This is a genomic window from Couchioplanes caeruleus, from assembly GCF_003751945.1.
GTDB classification, from domain to species: Bacteria; Actinomycetota; Actinomycetes; order Mycobacteriales; family Micromonosporaceae; genus Actinoplanes; species Actinoplanes caeruleus.
In genome coordinates this window covers 3,483,623-3,500,327 of sequence record NZ_RJKL01000001.1, presented here as the reverse complement: position 1 = coordinate 3,500,327, position 16,705 = coordinate 3,483,623, and the positions used below count along the sequence as shown (strand labels likewise).

The 16,705-nt window shown below is 70.3% G+C and carries 14 protein-coding genes and 1 pseudogene; 12 read left to right on the top strand and 3 right to left on the bottom strand.

Features of this window, described 5'->3' with window-relative positions; translation table 11 throughout:
* The first annotated feature begins 13 nt into the window (after positions 1-13).
* The 4 genes and pseudogenes from EDD30_RS15575 to EDD30_RS15565 all read left to right on the top strand — a co-directional run bounded on the left by EDD30_RS15575 (position 14) and on the right by EDD30_RS15565 (position 3,287).
* Positions 14-1,123 carry a serine hydrolase domain-containing protein gene (locus tag EDD30_RS15575; protein WP_071804994.1) on the top strand — a complete coding sequence of 370 codons (1,110 nt, stop codon included), beginning with the start codon at positions 14-16 and terminating at the stop codon, positions 1,121-1,123.
* 217 nt (positions 1,124-1,340) lie between these two features.
* Positions 1,341-1,553, top strand: a pseudogene (locus EDD30_RS42025) (hypothetical protein); the annotation flags it as partial.
* 550 nt (positions 1,554-2,103) lie between these two features.
* Positions 2,104-2,793, top strand: coding sequence for a hypothetical protein (locus EDD30_RS40625; protein ID WP_244945253.1), 690 nt, complete (start codon positions 2,104-2,106; stop codon positions 2,791-2,793).
* Positions 2,794-2,822: 29 nt separating this feature from the next.
* The gene (locus tag EDD30_RS15565) at positions 2,823-3,287 is read left to right on the top strand and encodes a peptidase inhibitor family I36 protein (protein ID WP_071804998.1); all 465 of its coding nucleotides are present in this window, start codon (positions 2,823-2,825) and stop codon (positions 3,285-3,287) included.
* A gap of 800 nt (positions 3,288-4,087) precedes the next feature.
* Here the strand turns inward: EDD30_RS15565 and EDD30_RS15560 are convergent.
* Positions 4,088-4,381 (bottom strand): YciI family protein, encoded by a 294-nt coding sequence (locus tag EDD30_RS15560; RefSeq protein WP_071804999.1) that lies wholly within the window; start codon positions 4,379-4,381, stop codon positions 4,088-4,090.
* 258 nt (positions 4,382-4,639) lie between these two features.
* Positions 4,640-5,713 (bottom strand): alkene reductase, encoded by a 1,074-nt coding sequence (locus tag EDD30_RS15555; protein ID WP_071805001.1) that lies wholly within the window; start codon positions 5,711-5,713, stop codon positions 4,640-4,642.
* A gap of 166 nt (positions 5,714-5,879) precedes the next feature.
* On the opposite strand from EDD30_RS15555, the gene EDD30_RS15550 reads away from it, so the two are divergent.
* Positions 5,880-6,446, top strand: coding sequence for a TetR/AcrR family transcriptional regulator (locus tag EDD30_RS15550; protein WP_071805002.1), 567 nt, complete (start codon positions 5,880-5,882; stop codon positions 6,444-6,446).
* A 1,133-nt stretch (positions 6,447-7,579) separates the two neighbouring features.
* Here the strand turns inward: EDD30_RS15550 and EDD30_RS15545 are convergent.
* Positions 7,580-8,005 (bottom strand): hypothetical protein, encoded by a 426-nt coding sequence (locus EDD30_RS15545; RefSeq protein WP_084556327.1) that lies wholly within the window; start codon positions 8,003-8,005, stop codon positions 7,580-7,582.
* 229 nt (positions 8,006-8,234) lie between these two features.
* On the opposite strand from EDD30_RS15545, the gene EDD30_RS15540 reads away from it, so the two are divergent.
* The 7 genes from EDD30_RS15540 to EDD30_RS15510 all read left to right on the top strand — a co-directional run bounded on the left by EDD30_RS15540 (position 8,235) and on the right by EDD30_RS15510 (position 16,207).
* Positions 8,235-9,002 carry a NuoI/complex I 23 kDa subunit family protein gene (locus tag EDD30_RS15540; RefSeq protein WP_084556328.1) on the top strand — a complete coding sequence of 256 codons (768 nt, stop codon included), beginning with the start codon at positions 8,235-8,237 and terminating at the stop codon, positions 9,000-9,002.
* Positions 8,999-9,604 (top strand): NADH-quinone oxidoreductase subunit J family protein, encoded by a 606-nt coding sequence (locus EDD30_RS15535; protein ID WP_084556329.1) that lies wholly within the window; start codon positions 8,999-9,001, stop codon positions 9,602-9,604. Before EDD30_RS15540 ends, EDD30_RS15535 begins: the two co-directional genes overlap by 4 nt.
* Complete coding sequence (nuoK, locus tag EDD30_RS15530; protein ID WP_071805003.1) at positions 9,604-9,924, top strand: NADH-quinone oxidoreductase subunit NuoK; 321 nt, start codon at positions 9,604-9,606, stop codon at positions 9,922-9,924. The genes EDD30_RS15535 and nuoK overlap by 1 nt, the downstream gene beginning before the upstream one ends.
* Complete coding sequence (locus tag EDD30_RS15525) at positions 9,921-11,819, top strand: NADH-quinone oxidoreductase subunit 5 family protein (RefSeq protein WP_123678300.1); 1,899 nt, start codon at positions 9,921-9,923, stop codon at positions 11,817-11,819. Before nuoK ends, EDD30_RS15525 begins: the two co-directional genes overlap by 4 nt.
* Positions 11,816-13,360: a complex I subunit 4 family protein gene (locus EDD30_RS15520; RefSeq protein WP_244945251.1), complete on the top strand. Its 1,545-nt coding sequence runs from the start codon at positions 11,816-11,818 to the stop codon at positions 13,358-13,360. Before EDD30_RS15525 ends, EDD30_RS15520 begins: the two co-directional genes overlap by 4 nt.
* Positions 13,357-14,832, top strand: a complete 1,476-nt coding sequence (locus EDD30_RS15515; protein ID WP_123678299.1) for an NADH-quinone oxidoreductase subunit N — start codon at positions 13,357-13,359, stop codon at positions 14,830-14,832. The genes EDD30_RS15520 and EDD30_RS15515 overlap by 4 nt, the downstream gene beginning before the upstream one ends.
* 109 nt (positions 14,833-14,941) lie before the next feature.
* Positions 14,942-16,207 carry an MFS transporter gene (locus tag EDD30_RS15510; protein ID WP_071805166.1) on the top strand — a complete coding sequence of 422 codons (1,266 nt, stop codon included), beginning with the start codon at positions 14,942-14,944 and terminating at the stop codon, positions 16,205-16,207.
* The last annotated feature ends 498 nt before the right edge of the window (positions 16,208-16,705 follow it).

Genomic DNA, 16,705 nt, shown 5'->3' with positions numbered 1-16,705 from the left:
AGGAGCCTCCACGATGTTGCGACACGCCGCCGCGGCCTCCATCACCGCCTTCGCCGTCCTGGTGTCCGCCGCGCCCGCCGGTGCGACGACTCGCGATCCCGTGCGCCACGAGCTGCGCCGGATCGTCGCGGAGGACGGCTGGCCCGGCGCGCTCGCCTCGGTGAAGGGCCGCGACGGACGCGCCCGTGACCTCACCGCCGGCGTCGCCGAGCTGGGCACCCGACGGCCGGTCCCGGTCGACGGCCAGGTGCGCATCGGCAGCAACACCAAGACGTTCGTCGCCGTCGTGATCCTCCAGCTCGTGGCCGAGAACAAGGTCCGCCTCGACGAGCCGGTGGAGACCTATCTGCCGCGCCTGCTGCGCGGCGACGGCATCGACGGGCGGCACATCACCGTACGGCAGCTTCTGCAGCACACCAGCGGCCTGCCCAACTACACCGAATACCTGGACCCCGACGACTCGGCGCAGCTCACCCGGTATTACGAGCCCCGCGAACTGCTCGACCTGGCGCTGGCCCACCCGGCGGCGTTCGCGCCGGGCGCCAAGTGGGCGTACAGCAACACGAACTATGTGGTGCTCGGCCTGCTGGTCCAGAAAGTGACCGGCCGACCGATCGCCGAGGAGATCACCAACCGGGTGATTCACCGCGCCAAGCTGCGCCACACCTACTTCCCGCCCGTCGGTGAGCAGGTCATCCGCGAGCGCCACCCGCACGGTTACGCGCCCGACGACACCGGCAAGCAGATCGACGTGACGGACCTCGACCCGTCCTGGGGCTGGGCCGCGGGGCAGATGGTCGCCACCCCGTCCGACCTGAGGAAGTTCTTCGCCGCGCTGCTCGACGGCAAGCTGCTGCCGACGGCCCAGCTCGCCGAGATGCGCCGCACGGTTCCCGCCGAGGGCTCCGTCGCCGGCGCCGGCTACGGCCTCGGCGTCATCAGCTTCCCGCTGAGCTGCGGCCGCGTCGCCTGGGGCCACGGCGGTTCCATCCCCGGCTACCAGACCCGCGCCGCCGCCGTCGAGGGCGGCCCCGCAGCGGCCGTGGCGGTGACGTCCCAGCCCACCACCGACGAGCAGAACGAACGAGTCTTCAAGGTCCTCGACACGGCCCTCTGCCAGTGAGCTTGACGTTTAACCAGTTCGGCGGGGTTTGGTGCCCTTCCTGTGGTGGGCCGGTCGCTGGTGCGCCTGGCCGGTGGCCAGCATGAGTCCACCTATCGAAGCGGCGCAAAACGCCTGCCAGCACCGGTCGACATCGCAGGCGTTGGCGTCGACCTTAGTGCCCGTCCTTGAACTTCAAGATCGCCCTTGGTTTGGTCGTTTGCTCGCGGCATGACCGGTGGCGCGCGTCGTGCTCGGGGTCATCAAGTGGACGAACGAGGTCGTCAAGTCGGTCTACCGCGCCGAGGCCCCGAAGATCCCTGTCGCACCGGGGGCGCCGAGCCGCCGCGAGTGGCGGCGCACCCGCTTCGTCATGCGCGCCGGTCGTGAACGTCTCGACCCGCAGCACCGGCGCATCCTGACTGCGCTGCGCCGGCACCGCCACCGGCTCTGGCGCACCTGGGAACTCAAGGAACGGCTGCGCGACGCGATCGCGACCGGGCATCGCCGCCGTGTCCACTTCGTGCACCGATCGAGTCGGCCGCAGTCGCCGCCCCGGCTGCGCGACATCCCGCGGAGCGTCCCACGTTTCGCGCGACTTCCCAGCTCAGGGGCCTCTTCGCATCCCAGCATCCCTGCCGCCCGGCGATCACTTGTCCCGCTGTGGAGGCGACCAGCACTGTCTCGGCGTACCGGCAGAGCGGTCGGCCCGCGACAGCGGGGGGAGGGGTGTTTCACAGATGCGTCGGCAGAAAAGTTGGTGGCCTGTATCGGTACTCGCGGCGTCGCTTCAGCTGGCGATGTCGGCGTGCACCGGATCCGACGGGGGGCCGCCACCGAAGCCTGCCGCCATCCCGGCGCCAGAGACGGTCGCGTTGACCCGCGACACGACCCAGGAGGAGACGGAGGTCCTCTACCGGGCGGAACAGATGCGGATCCGGGACTGCATGCGACGGCAGGGATTCGATTATTTCCTGGTACCTCGGAGGCCTGTGCCGGAAATGCGGGACTTTCCCTACGTCGTGGACGACGTCAGCTGGGCCGCGAAGTACGGCTACGGAAGCACGCTGTACCGCCTGAACGAACTCGCTCTGGAGAAGGACCCCAACGAGCGCTACTTCGAGTCGCTGCCGGCGACCCGGCGGGCCCAGGCACTGCTGGCGCGCAACGGAGACGCCCGCAACGGCGACCTGCTGGTCGATGTCCCGGGCATCCCGAACACGGTGACCAGCAGCAAGGGTTGTCGGGCGGCCGCTCAGCGGGAGCTCTACGGCGACCTGCCGGCCTGGGTCCGCGCCGACGCGGTGATGACCGCGCTCGTCCCGCTGCGGCAGGGCGCGGTGACGGCCGACCCCCGCTTCGTCAAGGCGGTGCAGCGGTGGAGCCGCTGTATGCGTGAGCGGGGTCACCCGTACGCGTCGCCGGCCCAGGCACGCGACAACGTCCCACGGCTGGTGCGCCACGTCGGTCCGGAGCAGTCCGGACCGGCGGACGCCCCAGCCGCGGAGACCGCACTGGCCGTCGCGGAGGCGACCTGTGCGAACCGGACCGGCCTGGCGGCCACGGCGCGTCAGGTGGACCAGGAGCACGCCGCCCGGCTCCGTGCGCAGTACCGGGCGGACGTGGCAGCCGGACAACGGCTGCAACAACAAGCACTACCCGGGGCCCGGGCCATCGTGGCCGCGGGCTGACCCAGCACCACACCAACGAAGGGAAAAATATGAAAGGCATCGCCAAGAAAGCCGTGACCCGGCTCGGCAGCACCCTGGCCGCAGCAGCCGTGGCCACCACCGCCCTGGTCGCCGTGTCCAGCTCGCCGGCAATGGCCGCGCCCGACGGCTACCTGTACGCCTGGGAGCAAGACAACCGTGGCGGCCAGGTTTGCATGTGGCAGGGCAACGATGGCGACTGGGCCACCTGCGGAGTGCACGGCGCAACCACCGGCCGCAACATGCGCAACAAGGCGTCGTCGATCCACAACAACGGCTACAGCCACGCCGTACGGCTCTTCTACACCACGACCAGCACGTCGGCCTACGCCTGCCTGCACGTCGGGACGGCGTGGTTCGAGATGGCCCGCGGCGGAGAGAACGGTCCGCGATTCAACCTGGGCGGCACGAACGGCCGAGGCGCCCTCGTGAACAACAACGTCGCCCGACACAGCTGGCACCAGACCTGCAGCTGAGCCTGACCGCGGGCCGTGTCCACAGTCCCCCGTGGGCACGGCCCGCCCCCAGCCGGCACGCAACGCGCACCGCCGCACCGCCCTACCCACTGCCAGTGCAGGAGACCCACGGGCGTACTGGCCGAACCTGCGAGCGACCTTCTCATAACCCGGTGACGGACGGCTGATTTAGGGGTCTTGGTGCCAGCGGATGAAGCCGACCGGTAGAGCCTTGAATGCCAGTACGGTCGCGGCGCCGATGAGTAGGAGGAAGGCCAGTAGAGCGGTGAGGCTGAGACTGCTGGTCCTCAGGAGTAGCAAACGCCGCAGCTCACGCATCGTCTCCCGGGGTTGTCTAGCGGCAGTCTCAGGAGCGGTTCGCCCGACCACATTCGTCTACGGCTGACGTTCGTACTGCCGTCACCGTGACGCCACCACGAACGACCGTGACCAGCAACGTCACTCGACATGCCCACTGAGCTGCGAAAACGGGATCAAAGACAGTTTCTTAGCTTGGCGTTTAACCTCCGCTCCTCTCCCGGCGTCGCCCGGGAGAGGAGGTCGTCGCGTTACTAACGTCGACTACGGTGCGTGACGCACGGTGATCCGGGCGCGGCTGGAGCGGGTACCAATCGCGCGTTGTCTGCGGCCAAATGAGTGCGGCGGCGCTTGATGAACCTGCGGTGGCTTCTCGGCATGGAGATGGGCACTTGTTTGGCGCGCTGGTGCCCTGCGAGCACAGACTCAGGAAACTCCGGCAAACTGCGGTACGCTCCCGCTCCACGAGCAGCGGGGCCGGCAGCATAGCCAGATGAATGACGTCATCTCGCCGGCATCAGGAAATCCAGCCGCGGGTCGGCCATGCTCGGCGTGATTTCCAGGATCTCCGCGTCGACGACCCGGTGGATGACGAACGGGTCGGCGTCGAGCCGCTGCTGCAACTGCGACCGGGACATGTTGTGCGCCAGCACTGCGCCCCCGGGTCCGGGCTGGATGCCGCCCACGAGCAGGAATACCTGGTCTTTCAAACCTTGGTTGATCCACTGCTGGTGGGCGGGCATGTGCTCGCCGGCGGCGGCTTTGTTTTCAGCGAATCGGAGCAACACGATGAACATGCGATTCCTTTGCGGACTGAGTCTTGGGGATGTGACGGTGCAGGTGGCGGGCCCGGTTTCTCCGAATCCCGCCTCAGGTTGCAAGAGATCCCGGCCGTCGAAGGCGTAGGCGAGGATTGCGAGGCCCGGCTGGAAGTCGGCATAGGCAGGCGAGCGTGTCGGCCGAGCCTGCTGACGCGGTAGATCGCGTCCGCGGGGCTCCTCGCCGCACGTGACACGGCCGACGACTCGGGTCTGGAGATTTCGTATCAGAGGAAGTCAGGCCTCGTACGTGGGGTAGTCGATGTATCCGAGTGGACCGCCTGTGTAGAAGGTGGATGGATCGGCGGCGTTGAGGGCGAGGCCGTCGCGGTAGCGGCGGACCAGGTCTGGGTTGGCCAGGAATGGGACACCGAAGCCGATGAGGTCGGCGGCGCCGTTCTGGATCGCTGTTTGGGCACGGCCGAGGTCATAGCCGTTGTTGGCGATGTAGGTGCCGGTGAACGCGGCGCGAAGAACGCGGTAGTCAAGGACGCTGGTTTTCGTCGTCATGTCGCCTTCGAGCATGTGGACATAGGCGAGGCCGCGGGTCCGGAGTTGTTCGAGGAAGTACCGGAAGTGCGCCTGTGGGTCGGAATCCGCCATCGAGTTGAAGCTGTTCTCGGGGGTTAACCGCACTCCCACCCGGTGTGCCGGCCACACTGCGCACACCGTGTCGAGGATCTCGTTGAGCAGGCGCATCCGGTTGCGGGGATTGCCCCCGTACGGGTCGGTGCGGATGTTGCTCGCATCGCGCAGAAACTGGTCGACAAGGTAGCCGTTGCCTGCATGTACTTCGATGCCGTCGAATCCGGCATCGAGCGCTCGTTTGGCGGCATGCTCGAATTGGGCGACGATCTCCGGTACCTCGTGGGCTTCGAGTTCGCGTGGCGTGACGAAGCCTTGAAGCCCCGAAGGGGTGAAGGTCTGGCCCGACGGCCGTAGCGCCGAGGGCGCCACCGGGGTGCCGCCGTCCGGCAGCAGGCTCGGGTGCGAGATCCGCCCACAGTGTTGCAGCTGGGCGAAGATGCGGCCTGATTCGGCGTGGACCGCGTCGGTGAGGCGGAGCCAGCCGGCCGCCTGGGCCTCGGTGTGAATGCCTGGGGTGTTGGGGTAGCCGACGCCCTCGGCCGAGACGGGAGTGGACTCGCCGATGATCAGGCCTGCGGTGGCACGCTGCCGGTAGTGGGTGACCATCATCGGCGTGATGACCCCGTCATGGTCGGCGCGATTGCGGGTCAGCGGGGCCATGACCATTCGGTTGGCGAGGGTCAGATCTCCCAGAGGGAAGGGCTCGAAAAGGCCGGTGGGCACGGTGACCTCCGCTGGTCTGCCTACTTGATTAGGACGGGTGTCCTAGGTCAGGAAATTAGGGCAACCGTCCTAGGGCTGTCAAGCCGGGCTCCTCCGTCGGCTTGCCGTGTAGGACGGGTGACCTAGAAGGTGTTAGAATTTGCGCCCTGACGAGGGGGTGTGCGTGATGGGCGGTGCCAGGGCGACCCGAGAGCAGATCATCGAGGCGGCCGATCGGTTGTTCTATCGGCAGGGGTACGAGCACACGTCGTTCGCCGCGATCGCCGAGGCCGTCCAGATCTCGAGAGGGAACTTCTACTACCACTTCAAAACGAAGGACGACATCCTGGCTGCGGTGATCACCGCCCGTCTCGCCGAGAGGCGGCGGATGCTCGAACGCTGGGAGGCCGAGGAGCCCACGCCCGCCGGGCGGATCCGCAAGTACATCGAGATCCCGCTGACCAATCGGGCTGACGTCCAGATGTACGGGTGCCCGGTAGGCACCCTGAGCACCGAACTGGCGAAGTTGAACCATGCGTCGTTCGCGGAGGCCAACAGCGTGTTCACCCTGTTCCGCACCTGGTTGCGCGACCAGTTCGCGCTACTCGGGCACGAATCGGAGGCCGACGCACTCGCCATGCATGTCATAGCGTTCAGTCAGGGCGTTGCGACACTGGCGAACGCCTTCCGCGACGAAGGGTTCATCTGGCGCGAGGTCAAGCAAATGTCAGACTGGCTGACCGCCTACGAATAAGCCCGAGCCTGGCTGCCGGGCCTGTTCGCACGCTGCTCGACCGACCGGCCGACGACCACCTCGTCGCGGCGCTGGTGCAACTGGCGATGGCGCTCAAGTCACTGCGCACCTCGACCGTGCAAGCAGGGCCGCACACCGCCCCCAGCGCGGCGGCGCCTCCTCTCGCGGCAGAACGGCGTTTCCATGGACCGCGAGAAGTAGCCGAATCGGCTTTCCGGACTGCAGGAACGGCTCGATCGTCAAGGCGAAGAGTAACCCCTGATCGTTTTGAGACGGTGTTACGCCGCCTATTCAGCGCGCACTATCATCGTATGCTGTCCGAGCGGCCTGATGCCGTGGTGCCCGTAACGCACCGTCACGGATCTGCTGGTGGATAGTGACGCTTCGGCGCGTGTAACTCCGCTCGAAAGGATGCGTGTCGTCGGAGCAGCATCCCCGCTCGGGCCACGGCGGAGGTTTAGGAACCCTGGCGCGACGAGGGCCTGACCAGCGCGTGTACCTGAACTTCGGCTCCCGACCCTCGACGCCGCGCGAGTGCTCAAATCGACAGTGCGCCACTTGTCGCGGCGGAAGTTCGCTCTGGTCACCGGCCAGAGGCATTAGCGGACCGCCGTCATGGACAGAACGCCAAGCCGGACCGAAGGTTAAAACACAAGCTTAGACCCGTGGCGGGGTCGGGCGGCGCAGCACCCGGTCGGGGCGTATCCGTCCGAGGATCTCGATCGATAGGTCACGCAGTGGCCAGGCAATGCGCGGGGCTTCGTAGTGTGCGCCGGGCAGCGCCAGCCGTCACGGTCGGTGACCCACGGCGCGCAGCCTGGTAGACCCGAACTGCCGAGAAGCGTACGTCTCACGCAGGCGGGCTCACCGCTCGCGGGGCGTGGCGGCCCAACCGCCGCGAAGCCACACGTCCATGCCAAGAGTGGTCACCGCCGCGATCGCCTCAAGTTGCCTGACGGTGGTCGGTGTTTCCATTCAAGGATCATTCCCGCTACCCGGTGACCCGAGCATCCGGATTTGCCGCGAACCGGGCGCTGTTCGAATCCTCCACGTCGGGAACCTTTGCGAAGCCGCCGGGGCTCGTGTAAGGCATGCCGGGCGCCCCGGGTACGGGGCGCCCGGTCGTCTGCCTGTCAGGTCAGCAGCGTGACCGAGTAGTTGAGCGTCGTGCCACTGGCGGTGTAGGTGGCCGTCTGGCCGTTCGCGCAGTACGACACGAAGGTGTTGCCATGGACGTCGTCACCGGCGGTGGCGTGCACGAGCGGCCGCACGTCGACGCCCTCGTCGAGGGGGGTCGAGGTGAGGTCGATCAGCCGCCACTGGTTGATCGGGTAGTCGTCGGTCGGGGCCGAAAGCTGCCCGTCCCGCGTGGTGACCTGGAAGTTCATCACGAAGCCGCCGTTGTTGACGACGGCGATCTTCTGCACGCACGGCGACGCCAGGGCGGCGGTGGGCGCCGCGGCCGCCGGTTGTGCCGCGACACCGAGCAGGCCCGTCAGGCCGGCGGCGGCGAGCGCGGCGGTCGCGGCCGCCCGGGTCCGGGGTGCGATGCGGGTCATCGGTGATCCTCCAATGTGGTCAGAAATGCGGTATCGCACCCGGCTTTAACCGGACAGAGGGCCCACAAACCGACGATCTTCACTATTCATAAAGAAAAATGTTAAGTACCCGTACCGTAATTTATGCAGCGAATGACGGCGGATCCGCTGAGCGCCGGGGTGACAGTAAGGCAAGATCTGGTGGGGGTGTGCTCGCCTCCGATGCGGCGACCGGGCAGGATATGCGGTTATGAGTGAGCACGGAGAGCGGTCCGCGCCCGGTAAGGGCCTGATCAACGGGCTCGCCGTCACGCTCAAGACCATGACCAGGCGTTCCACCACCCAGCAGTACCCCGACGTCGAGCCCGACCTGCCGCCCCGGTCGCGCGGGGTCATCGCGCTGCTGGAGGAGAACTGCACCGTCTGCATGCTCTGCGCGCGCGAGTGCCCCGACTGGTGCATCTACATCGACTCGCACAAGGAAGAGGTCGTCGTGCCCGGCGCGGCGCGGCCCCGGCAGCGCAACGTGCTGGACCGGTTCGACATCGACTTCTCCCTCTGCATGTACTGCGGGATCTGCATCGAGGTGTGCCCGTTCGACGCCCTGCACTGGAGTCCCGAATTCGAGTACTCCGAGCTGGACGTGCTGGATCTGCTGCACGACAAGAACCGGCTCGGCGACTGGATGCCGACCGTGCCACCGCCGCCCGCGCACGACGTCCTCGGCGAGCCCTCGAAGGAGGAGGCCACGGCCGCTCGCAAGGCCGCCGGTCCGGGCGCGGCCACCCCGGCCCGTACCGCCCGCCCCGCCGCCCGCCCCACTGCGGCGGGCAGCCCCGCTCCGGAGCGCACCGCGTCAGCGGGCCCCGCACCCGCGGGCCTCGCGACGAAAGACCCCACAACGGATGGTCCCGCGCCGGGAAGCTCCGCGACGGAAGGCGCCGCACCCGCGGGCCCCGCGCCGGGGAGCTCCGCGACGGAAGGCGCCGCACCCGAGGCTCCGGAGACGGGGAGGTGACGGTCGCCGACGCGCTGCTGCTGGCGCTCGGGGCCGTGGCGGTGGGCTCGGGCGCACTCGTGGTCACCAGCGCCCAGATCGTGCGTGCCGGGCTCTACCTGGTCGTCAGCCTCGGCGCAGTCGCCGGCCTCTATCTCGTGCTCGGGGCGGAGCTGGTCGCCTGGGTGCAGGTCCTCGTCTACGTGGGCGCGGTCGTCGTGCTCCTACTCTTCGCCGTCATGCTGACCCGCGCACCGATCGGCCCGTCCGACGACCTCGACCGCCCGGCGTGGCCCGCGCTGGTCGTCGGCGGCGGCGTCGGGCTCGGCCTCGCTGCCCTGTTCGCCGACGCCTTCCGCTGGTCCATTTACCCGCTGCCCACACCCGGCACCACCGACCGGATGGGCGCCGAGATCTTCGGCACCTGGGTGCTGCCCTTCGAGGTGCTCTCGATCCTGCTGCTCGCCGCCCTGGTCGGCGCCATCGTGCTGTCCCGTCCGGACATCGGTGCTCCGAAGGACGCGCCGGACGGCGTGACTGCGCAGAAGGACGGCAAGACTGCGCCAAAGGACGGCGTGACTGCGCCAAAGGACGACGTGGGTGCGAAGGAGGGCGAGGCCTGATGCATGCGGTGATCCCGTTCGTGACGGCGGCGCTGCTGTTCGGGCTGGGGGTCTACGGCGTCCTGCGCCGCCGCAACGCCATCCTCGTGCTGATGGCGGTCGAGCTGATGCTCAACGCCGTCAACCTGGTGCTGGTGACCGCCGACGCCACCGTCGCCGCGGCGCTCGGCCACCGGGGCGGCGTCTTCGCCCTCTTCGTCATCGTGCTCGCCGCCGCCGAGGTCGGTGTCGGTCTGGCGATCGTGCTCCAGTGGTACCGGATGCGCGCCGCCGTGCAGGTGGACGAGGTCGCGCTGCACCACGAGGCGGAGGTCGGATGACCGCCCAGGTCCTGACGCCGCTCTTGGCCGGCGTACCCCTGCTGCTGGGGCTGGCCGGGCTGCTGCTGGCGCCCGGCGACGGCGGCCGGGAACGACGGCGCGCGGCCGCCACGCTGGGCATCGCCGGCGCCGCGCTCGCCCTGCTGATCAGCCTCCTGCTGGCGATCGTGGTGGACGAGCGGGTCCGGGTGACCCAGCAGTGGGTGTCCTTCGGCGACCTGCACGTCACGCTCGGCTTCTCGCTGGGGCAGGCGGCGATCCACGTCGCGCTGGCGGTCTGCGTCGTCGCCCTGTTCGTGCAGGTCTACTCGGTCGCCTACCTGCACGACGACCCGCGGTACGCGCCCTACGCCGCCCAGGTCAGCCTCTTCACCGGCGCGATGCTGCTGGTCGTCTCCGCGAACGACCTCATCCTGCTGCTGGTCGGCTGGGAGGTCATGGGCGTCTGCTCGTATCTGCTCATCGGTCACGACCGGCGGCTGCCCGAGGCGCCCGCCGCGGCCGTGAAGGCGTTCGTCGTCACCCGGGTGGGCGACGTCGGGTTCCTGCTCGGCATCGCGTGGCTGGGGGTCGCCGCCGGCAGCTTCCAGATCTCCGACGTCCTCGCGCACACCGGGACGCCCACGGTCGCGCTGCTGCTCGTCCTCGCCGGGGTCGCCGGCAAGAGCGCGCAGTTCCCGCTGCACACCTGGCTGCCGGACGCGATGGCCGGCCCGACGCCGATCTCCGCGCTCATCCACGCGGCCACGATGGTCGCGGCCGGCGTCTACGTCGTCTACCGGCTGTTCCCGCTGTTCGCGCAGTCGCCCGCCGCGCTCGCGGTGCTCGGCGTATCGGCCGCGATCACCCTGCTGCTCGGTGCGCTGTCCGCGACCGCGCAGGACGACCTCAAGCGGGTGCTGGCCTGGTCCACGGTCTCGCAGATCGGCTACATGACCGGCGCCCTCGCCGTCGGCTCGCCCGCGGCCGCCCTGTTCCACCTGCTCACCCACGCGGCGTTCAAGGCGCTGCTGTTCCTGGCGGCGGGCGCGGTGATCCACGCGGTCGGCACCAACCTCATGTCGCGCATGGGCGGGCTACGGCAGCACATGCCCGTGACGTTCTGGTCGTTCGTCGTCGGCCTGGGCGCGCTCGCCGGCGTACCCCCGCTCGCCGGTTTCTGGTCCAAGGAGAACGTGATCGTCGCGGCCGCTCACGCGACCGAGGGCGACGGGCCGGCGCCCGCCTGGGTGGGCTGGGTGGTCTGGCTCGCCGCGCTGGCCGGCGTCGCGATCACCGCCTGGTACGCGACCCGCCTGCTCCTGCGCACCTTCTTCGGCTACCCGCGGTCCCGCACCGAGGACTGGCAGGTCGGCTTCGACGACGCCCGCTTCGACGAGCCGCAGAAGCCGCCCCACGACCCGCCGGGCCTGATGCGCTGGCCGATCGTGCTGCTCGCCGTGCCATCCGTGCTGCTGGGCCTGGCTGCCTTCCTGCCCGGTTTCCGTTCCGCGCTGGAGCTGGAGGAACCGCACCTCGGCGTCTCCATCGTGCTGCCGATCGTGCTGCTCGCCCTGGGCGCCGTGAGCTCGTGGTGGCTCTGGCACACCGCCCCCGGCGCCGACCCGGCGCGGGACCTCGGCCGGTTGCGGCCGTTGTTCGCCGCCGGCTTCCGGCTGGACGACCTGCAAGACCTGCTGATCGTACGGCCGGTGCGCGCGATCGCCGGTGCCGTGCGCCTGGCCGACGAGCGGGTCGTCGACGCCGCGGTCGTCGGCACCGGCACCTCGACCACCCGGCTCGGCGCCGTGCTGGCCACCGTCCACCGCGCCGCGCTGCCCCGCGCGGCGACCGCCGTCCTCACCGGCACGCTGGTCCTCGGCGTCGTCGCCGCGATCTACGGAGCCGTGTCATGATGGCGCCCCAGGACGTTCCCGTGGGCCTGCAACTCGTGCTCCTCGCCGTGCTGGGTGTGCCCGCCCTCGGCGCCGCCGCGGTCGCCCTGATGCCGGCGCGGCGCGACCGCGGGGCGCGGCTGCTGGCGACGGTGGTCGCGGCGATCACCTTCGTGCTGACCCTGCTCCCGGGCCTGATTCCTTCGTCTCGCGACTTCGGATGGTTCCGGTACGGCGCGTCGGAAATCCCGCCCGTGGTGCCCTGGGCCGAGGTCGACCTCCCCTGGGTGCCCGCGCTGGGCATCGACTTCCACCTCGGCGTCGACGGCGTCTCGTGGCCGCTGGTCGTCCTGACCGGGCTACTGACGCTGCTGTGCTGCGGGTACACGGTGGCCAAGGTTCCGGCGGGCGGCTCCGGGCGTACGCTGGCCGCCCTGCTGCTGGTCCTCGAGGTCGGCATCCTCGGCACCTTCCTCGCCCTCGACCTGGTGTTGTTCTTCGTGTTCTTCGAGGTCGTCCTGCTGCCCATGTATGCCGTCATCGCCGGCTGGGGCGGAGCCGAGCGGCGCCGGGCGGCCCGCAAGTTCGTCCTCTACACGCTGTTCGGCTCGGTGCTGCTCCTGCTCGGCGTCTTCACCGTGGTCGTCGCCGCGGGCACCGGCGACCTGCTCGCCCTGGCCGGCGGCTACGGGCTCTCCCGAACCACGCAGTGCGTAGCGTTCGCCCTGTTCGCGGTCGCGTTCGCGATCAAGGCGCCACTCTGGCCGCTACACACCTGGCTGCCCGACGCGCACACCGAGGCGCCCACGGTGGGCAGCGTGATCCTCGCCGGGGTGCTGCTGAAGATGGGCACGTACGGCCTCATCCGGGTCGGCCTCGGCGTCGCCCCGGAGGGGGCCGCCTGGGCCGCGCCGGTGTTGGGAGTCCTCGCCGCCGCCGCGATCATCGCCGGCTCGCTGGTGTGCCTGCGCCAGACCGAGCTGAAGCGGCTGATCGCATACTCCAGCGTCGGCCACATGGGCTTCGTCCTGCTCGGCATCGCGACGCTGACCGTGACCGGCGTGCAGGCCGCGCTCATCGGCAACGTCGCGCACGGGGTGATCACGGGCCTGCTCTTCTTCCTCGCCGGAGCCGTCAAGGACCGGGCACACACCGGCGACCTGGCGGACCTCGGCGGTCTGCGGGAGACGGCCCCGCGGCTGGCCGGCGTGCTCGGCTTCGCGGCGATCGCGTCCCTCGGCCTGCCCGGCCTGGCCGGCTTCTGGGGGGAGGCCTTCGCCGTGGTCGCGGCCGTCGAGCGCGGCGGCCCGCTGTGGCTCACCCTCGCGGTGGTGGCGGCGGCCGGTGGCGCATTGACGGCGGTGTACTTCCTGCGGCTGCTGCGCCGGGTCACCCACGGCCCGGCGACCCCGGCGGTGACCGGCTTCCCGGCCGTCACCCGGTCCGAATGGCTGGCCTGGAGCCCGCTGATCCTGCTCACGCTCGCCGTCGGCCTGGTGCCCGCGCTCGTCCTCGCCGCCGCGTCCGACCCGGTGGCCGCCCTCACCGGAGCGCTGCGATGATCCAGGCCGTCGACCACGTCGCCCTTCTGCCGCTCTACGCCGCGGCCGGTACGGCGTTGCTCGTGCTCGTGGTGGAGCTGGCCTTCGGCCGGTTCCACCTGCTCGCCGGGATGTTCGGCGGCCTCGCCACGGCGGTCGTCGCGGTGGCCGTCCCCGAGCATGCCGCCACCTTCTGCCGCGAGAGCCTGTGCTCGTGGACGGTCACCCCGCACGCCGCGCTGATGGCCGTGCTCTTCGCCGGGCTGACCATCGGCGTGCTCGCCCTGTCCGCGCCCGCCCTGCGGCGGGGATACGCGCCGCCGGGGGAGTTCTGCTTCCTGCTCACCTGCGCGATGACGGGCGGCCTGGTGGTCGCGTACGCGGGCGACCTCATCACGCTCATCGTCGGCCTGGAAACCCTGACCCTGCCGCTGTACGTGCTGACCGGGCTGCGCCGGGTCCGCGAGTCCACCGCCGGTGCCGCCGCGGCGGTTACGTTCTTCCTGATCAGCGTGGTGTCCACGGCCGTCGCGCTGCTCGGCGCCGCCCTGCTGTACGCCGGCACCGGCGCCCTGCACCTCGACGCGCTGGTCGAGGGCTCCGGCGCGTACGCGCCCCTGGCCGCGGTCGGCGCCGCGCTCGTGGTCATCGGCTTCGCGTTCAAGGTGGCGGCGGTCCCGCTGCACGCGTGGGCGCCGGCCACCTACGACGGCGCGCCGGTGCCGGTCGCCGCGTATCTGTCGACGGCCTCGAAGCTCGGCGGGGTCCTCGCCCTGGCGGCGGTCGTGCAGCGACTGGACACCGGGCCGCTGGTCGCGGTGCTGGCCGTGCTGACCATGACGGTCGGCAACCTGGTGGCGTTGCGCCAGACGCGGATGGTGCGCCTGCTGGCATGGTCGTCGATCGCCCAGGCGGGCTACATCATCGCCCCGCTGGCGGCGGGTGCGGCGGGCGTACGGGCCGCGTACGCCTACGCGGTCTTCTTCGTCCTCCTGGAGTTCGTGGCGTTCGCGGCGATCGCCGCCCTGCGCGGCCCGGGCATGGACGGCGGCGACCTCGACGACTACCGGGGCGCGGGCCGCCGCTCCCCGTGGTTGGGTGCCGCGCTGGTCCTGGCGTTCGCGGGGCTCGCCGGCCTTCCGCCCGGCCTGGCCGGGCTCTTCGCCAAGGTGGCGGTCGTGGAGTCGCTGATCGCTTCCGGCTGGGGCTGGCTGGCGGGCGTCGTGGCCCTGAACGCGGTGATCGCCCTGGCGTACTACGTCCGCGCCGGCGCCGTGCTCTACGCGGTCCCGCAGCCGGCGGGCATCCCCGTCGCGACTCCGGCCGGCGAGGGCGCGGCACCCGTCGCGGTCCTCGACCCCGACCTGCTCGACGCGGCCGCTCCCCGCCCCGTCGTCACCCGGCCCGTGGCTGTGTCCATCGCCGTGGCCGCGATCGCGGCCGCCACCGTGGGCTTCGTGCCGCAGGCCATCTTCAATGCCCTGAGCGGCTGACCACCCGCCTTCGCCCGGGGGGTGACCTCCATGACAGAGGGCTCTATTGCGGTACGGCCGAGCCCTCTCCCGCCGTTATGGTCGCTCGGGAAGGGGAGGTGATCGGGCCGTGACGGCGTTGCGTGAGTACCTCGGCGTGTGGCGGATGCCCGGCGGAAAGGTCCTCCTCGTCGTGGGCATCCTGGCCCGGCTGGGCATCGGCATGACCCCGCTCGCACTGCTCCTGCTGGTGCAGCAGACCACCGGCCGGTACGCCGCCGCGGGCCTTGCCGGCGGCCTGTACGCGCTGGCCGGCGCCGCGGTCAGCCCGATCGCCGGCCGCCTCGCGGACCGCATCGGCCCGTCACCCGTGCTGCTCGTCACCGCCGTGCTGCACCCGCTCGCCCTGACCGGCCTCATCCTCGTCAGCCGCGGCGGCGGCGACGCCCTCGGTGCCATCGTCGTGGCGTCGGCGCTGGCCGGTGCGACGTACCCGCCGCTGACCGCCGCCATCCGTCGCGCCTGGACCGACGCGACCGCGCCCGGCTCCGGCCGGCACGCCCTGCGCCCGGCCGCGATGGCCGCCGAGACGTCGCTGTTCGAGCTGGTCTTCGTGCTCGGCCCGCTGCTGGTGGCGGCATTCGTCGTGCTGACCGGCCCTACGGCCGCGCTCGTGTTCGCCGCCGTGGTCACTCTGGGCGGCACGGTCGGCATCGCCCTGCTGCCGATCATGCGCCGCTGGCAGCGCCACGAGTCCGCCGAGCCCGCCCGCGGCCTCGGCCCGCTGAAGGTCGGAGGGTTCCCCGCCCTGCTGATCTGCGTCGGGGCACTCGGCATCGCCTTCGGTGCGGCGGGCGTGATCGTCCCGGCGTACGCGGACCAGCACGGCGGCGGCGACGGCCTCGGCGGCGTCCTGCTCGGCGTCTGGGGACTCGGCAGCGCGGTCGGCGGCATCTGGTTCGGCACCCGCCGCCCCGCGATGGCGCTGCATCGGCAGTTCGCCTGGCTCCTGGCCGCGGTCTCGCTCAGCTTCCTGGTGCTGACGGTCATGCCCACCCCGACGGCCCTCGGCGCCGCCCTGGTGATCGGCGGCGCGACGATCGCCCCCGCGCTGACGGTCGAGAACAGCCTGGTGGGCCGGATCGCCCCGGCGGCGATGCTGAACGAGGCGTACACCTGGATGGTCACGGTGTCGGTGGCAGGCAGCGCCGCGGGCGGAGCGATCGCCGGAGGCATCGTCGATCATCCGGGCGGCCTGCCCTGGGCCTTCACCTTCGCGGCCGCGGTGTTGATGGTGGCCGCGGCGGTCGCCGCGATGCCGGACGGCTCCATGGCCCGCGCCGACGAGCGGGCGGCAAGAGACCTGCGCGAGGCTCTGGCCGGCTACAGAGCTTGAAAGGTCAGGTTGAGTTGGGCTCGATGGGTTCAGGTTGTCCTCAGACCAGCACGATCGGGCCGTCGAGTTGCTGATGGGCGGCGTCGAGCAGATGTATGTAGTCGCGTTCACTGAAGCTTCGCCGTTCGCCTTTGCGGCCGCAGTGCACGATCGTGCGGTAGATCAGCCGCGACCGCTGGCCGGGTGGTAGCAAGTCAGCGCAGCGATCGACACGCCCCCGGATCCCTTGGCGGACACCGGAATATCGGCGTCTGTCCGCGCCGGCCCAGAGTACGACCCTCGGTGGGCGCAGCGTTTGACCGGACTCATCCTCGAAGACCAGTCATGCATGCCGCTGCGCCGCTACCGCTTTTCCCGTCGGCCACTACAGAGACTCCTCGGCCGGCGTCACGTCGACACGCCGCAAATGCAACGGTCCATCTCGACCAGTCGAGATCTGCATCTTCAGAGCCTGTCCTTGAACCTCAGCGGCCCAGCTCGACCATGGCGTGAGTCTTC

What these genes read in the sequence shown, in the direction of transcription:
- EDD30_RS15540 (WP_084556328.1), top strand. Translation starts at nt 8,235, where the DNA reads ATGAGTGAGCACGGAGAGCGGTCCGCGCCCGGTAAGGGCCTGATCAAC.
- EDD30_RS40625 (WP_244945253.1), top strand. Translation starts at nt 2,104, where the DNA reads ATGCGGGACTTTCCCTACGTCGTGGACGACGTCAGCTGGGCCGCGAAG.
- EDD30_RS15560 (WP_071804999.1), bottom strand. Translation starts at nt 4,381, where the DNA reads ATGTTCATCGTGTTGCTCCGATTCGCTGAAAACAAAGCCGCCGCCGGC.
- nuoK (WP_071805003.1), top strand. Translation starts at nt 9,604, where the DNA reads ATGCATGCGGTGATCCCGTTCGTGACGGCGGCGCTGCTGTTCGGGCTG.
- EDD30_RS15515 (WP_123678299.1), top strand. Translation starts at nt 13,357, where the DNA reads ATGATCCAGGCCGTCGACCACGTCGCCCTTCTGCCGCTCTACGCCGCG.
- EDD30_RS15550 (WP_071805002.1), top strand. Translation starts at nt 5,880, where the DNA reads ATGGGCGGTGCCAGGGCGACCCGAGAGCAGATCATCGAGGCGGCCGAT.
- EDD30_RS15520 (WP_244945251.1), top strand. Translation starts at nt 11,816, where the DNA reads ATGATGGCGCCCCAGGACGTTCCCGTGGGCCTGCAACTCGTGCTCCTC.
- EDD30_RS15525 (WP_123678300.1), top strand. Translation starts at nt 9,921, where the DNA reads ATGACCGCCCAGGTCCTGACGCCGCTCTTGGCCGGCGTACCCCTGCTG.
- EDD30_RS15565 (WP_071804998.1), top strand. Translation starts at nt 2,823, where the DNA reads ATGAAAGGCATCGCCAAGAAAGCCGTGACCCGGCTCGGCAGCACCCTG.
- EDD30_RS15545 (WP_084556327.1), bottom strand. Translation starts at nt 8,005, where the DNA reads ATGACCCGCATCGCACCCCGGACCCGGGCGGCCGCGACCGCCGCGCTC.
- EDD30_RS15575 (WP_071804994.1), top strand. Translation starts at nt 14, where the DNA reads ATGTTGCGACACGCCGCCGCGGCCTCCATCACCGCCTTCGCCGTCCTG.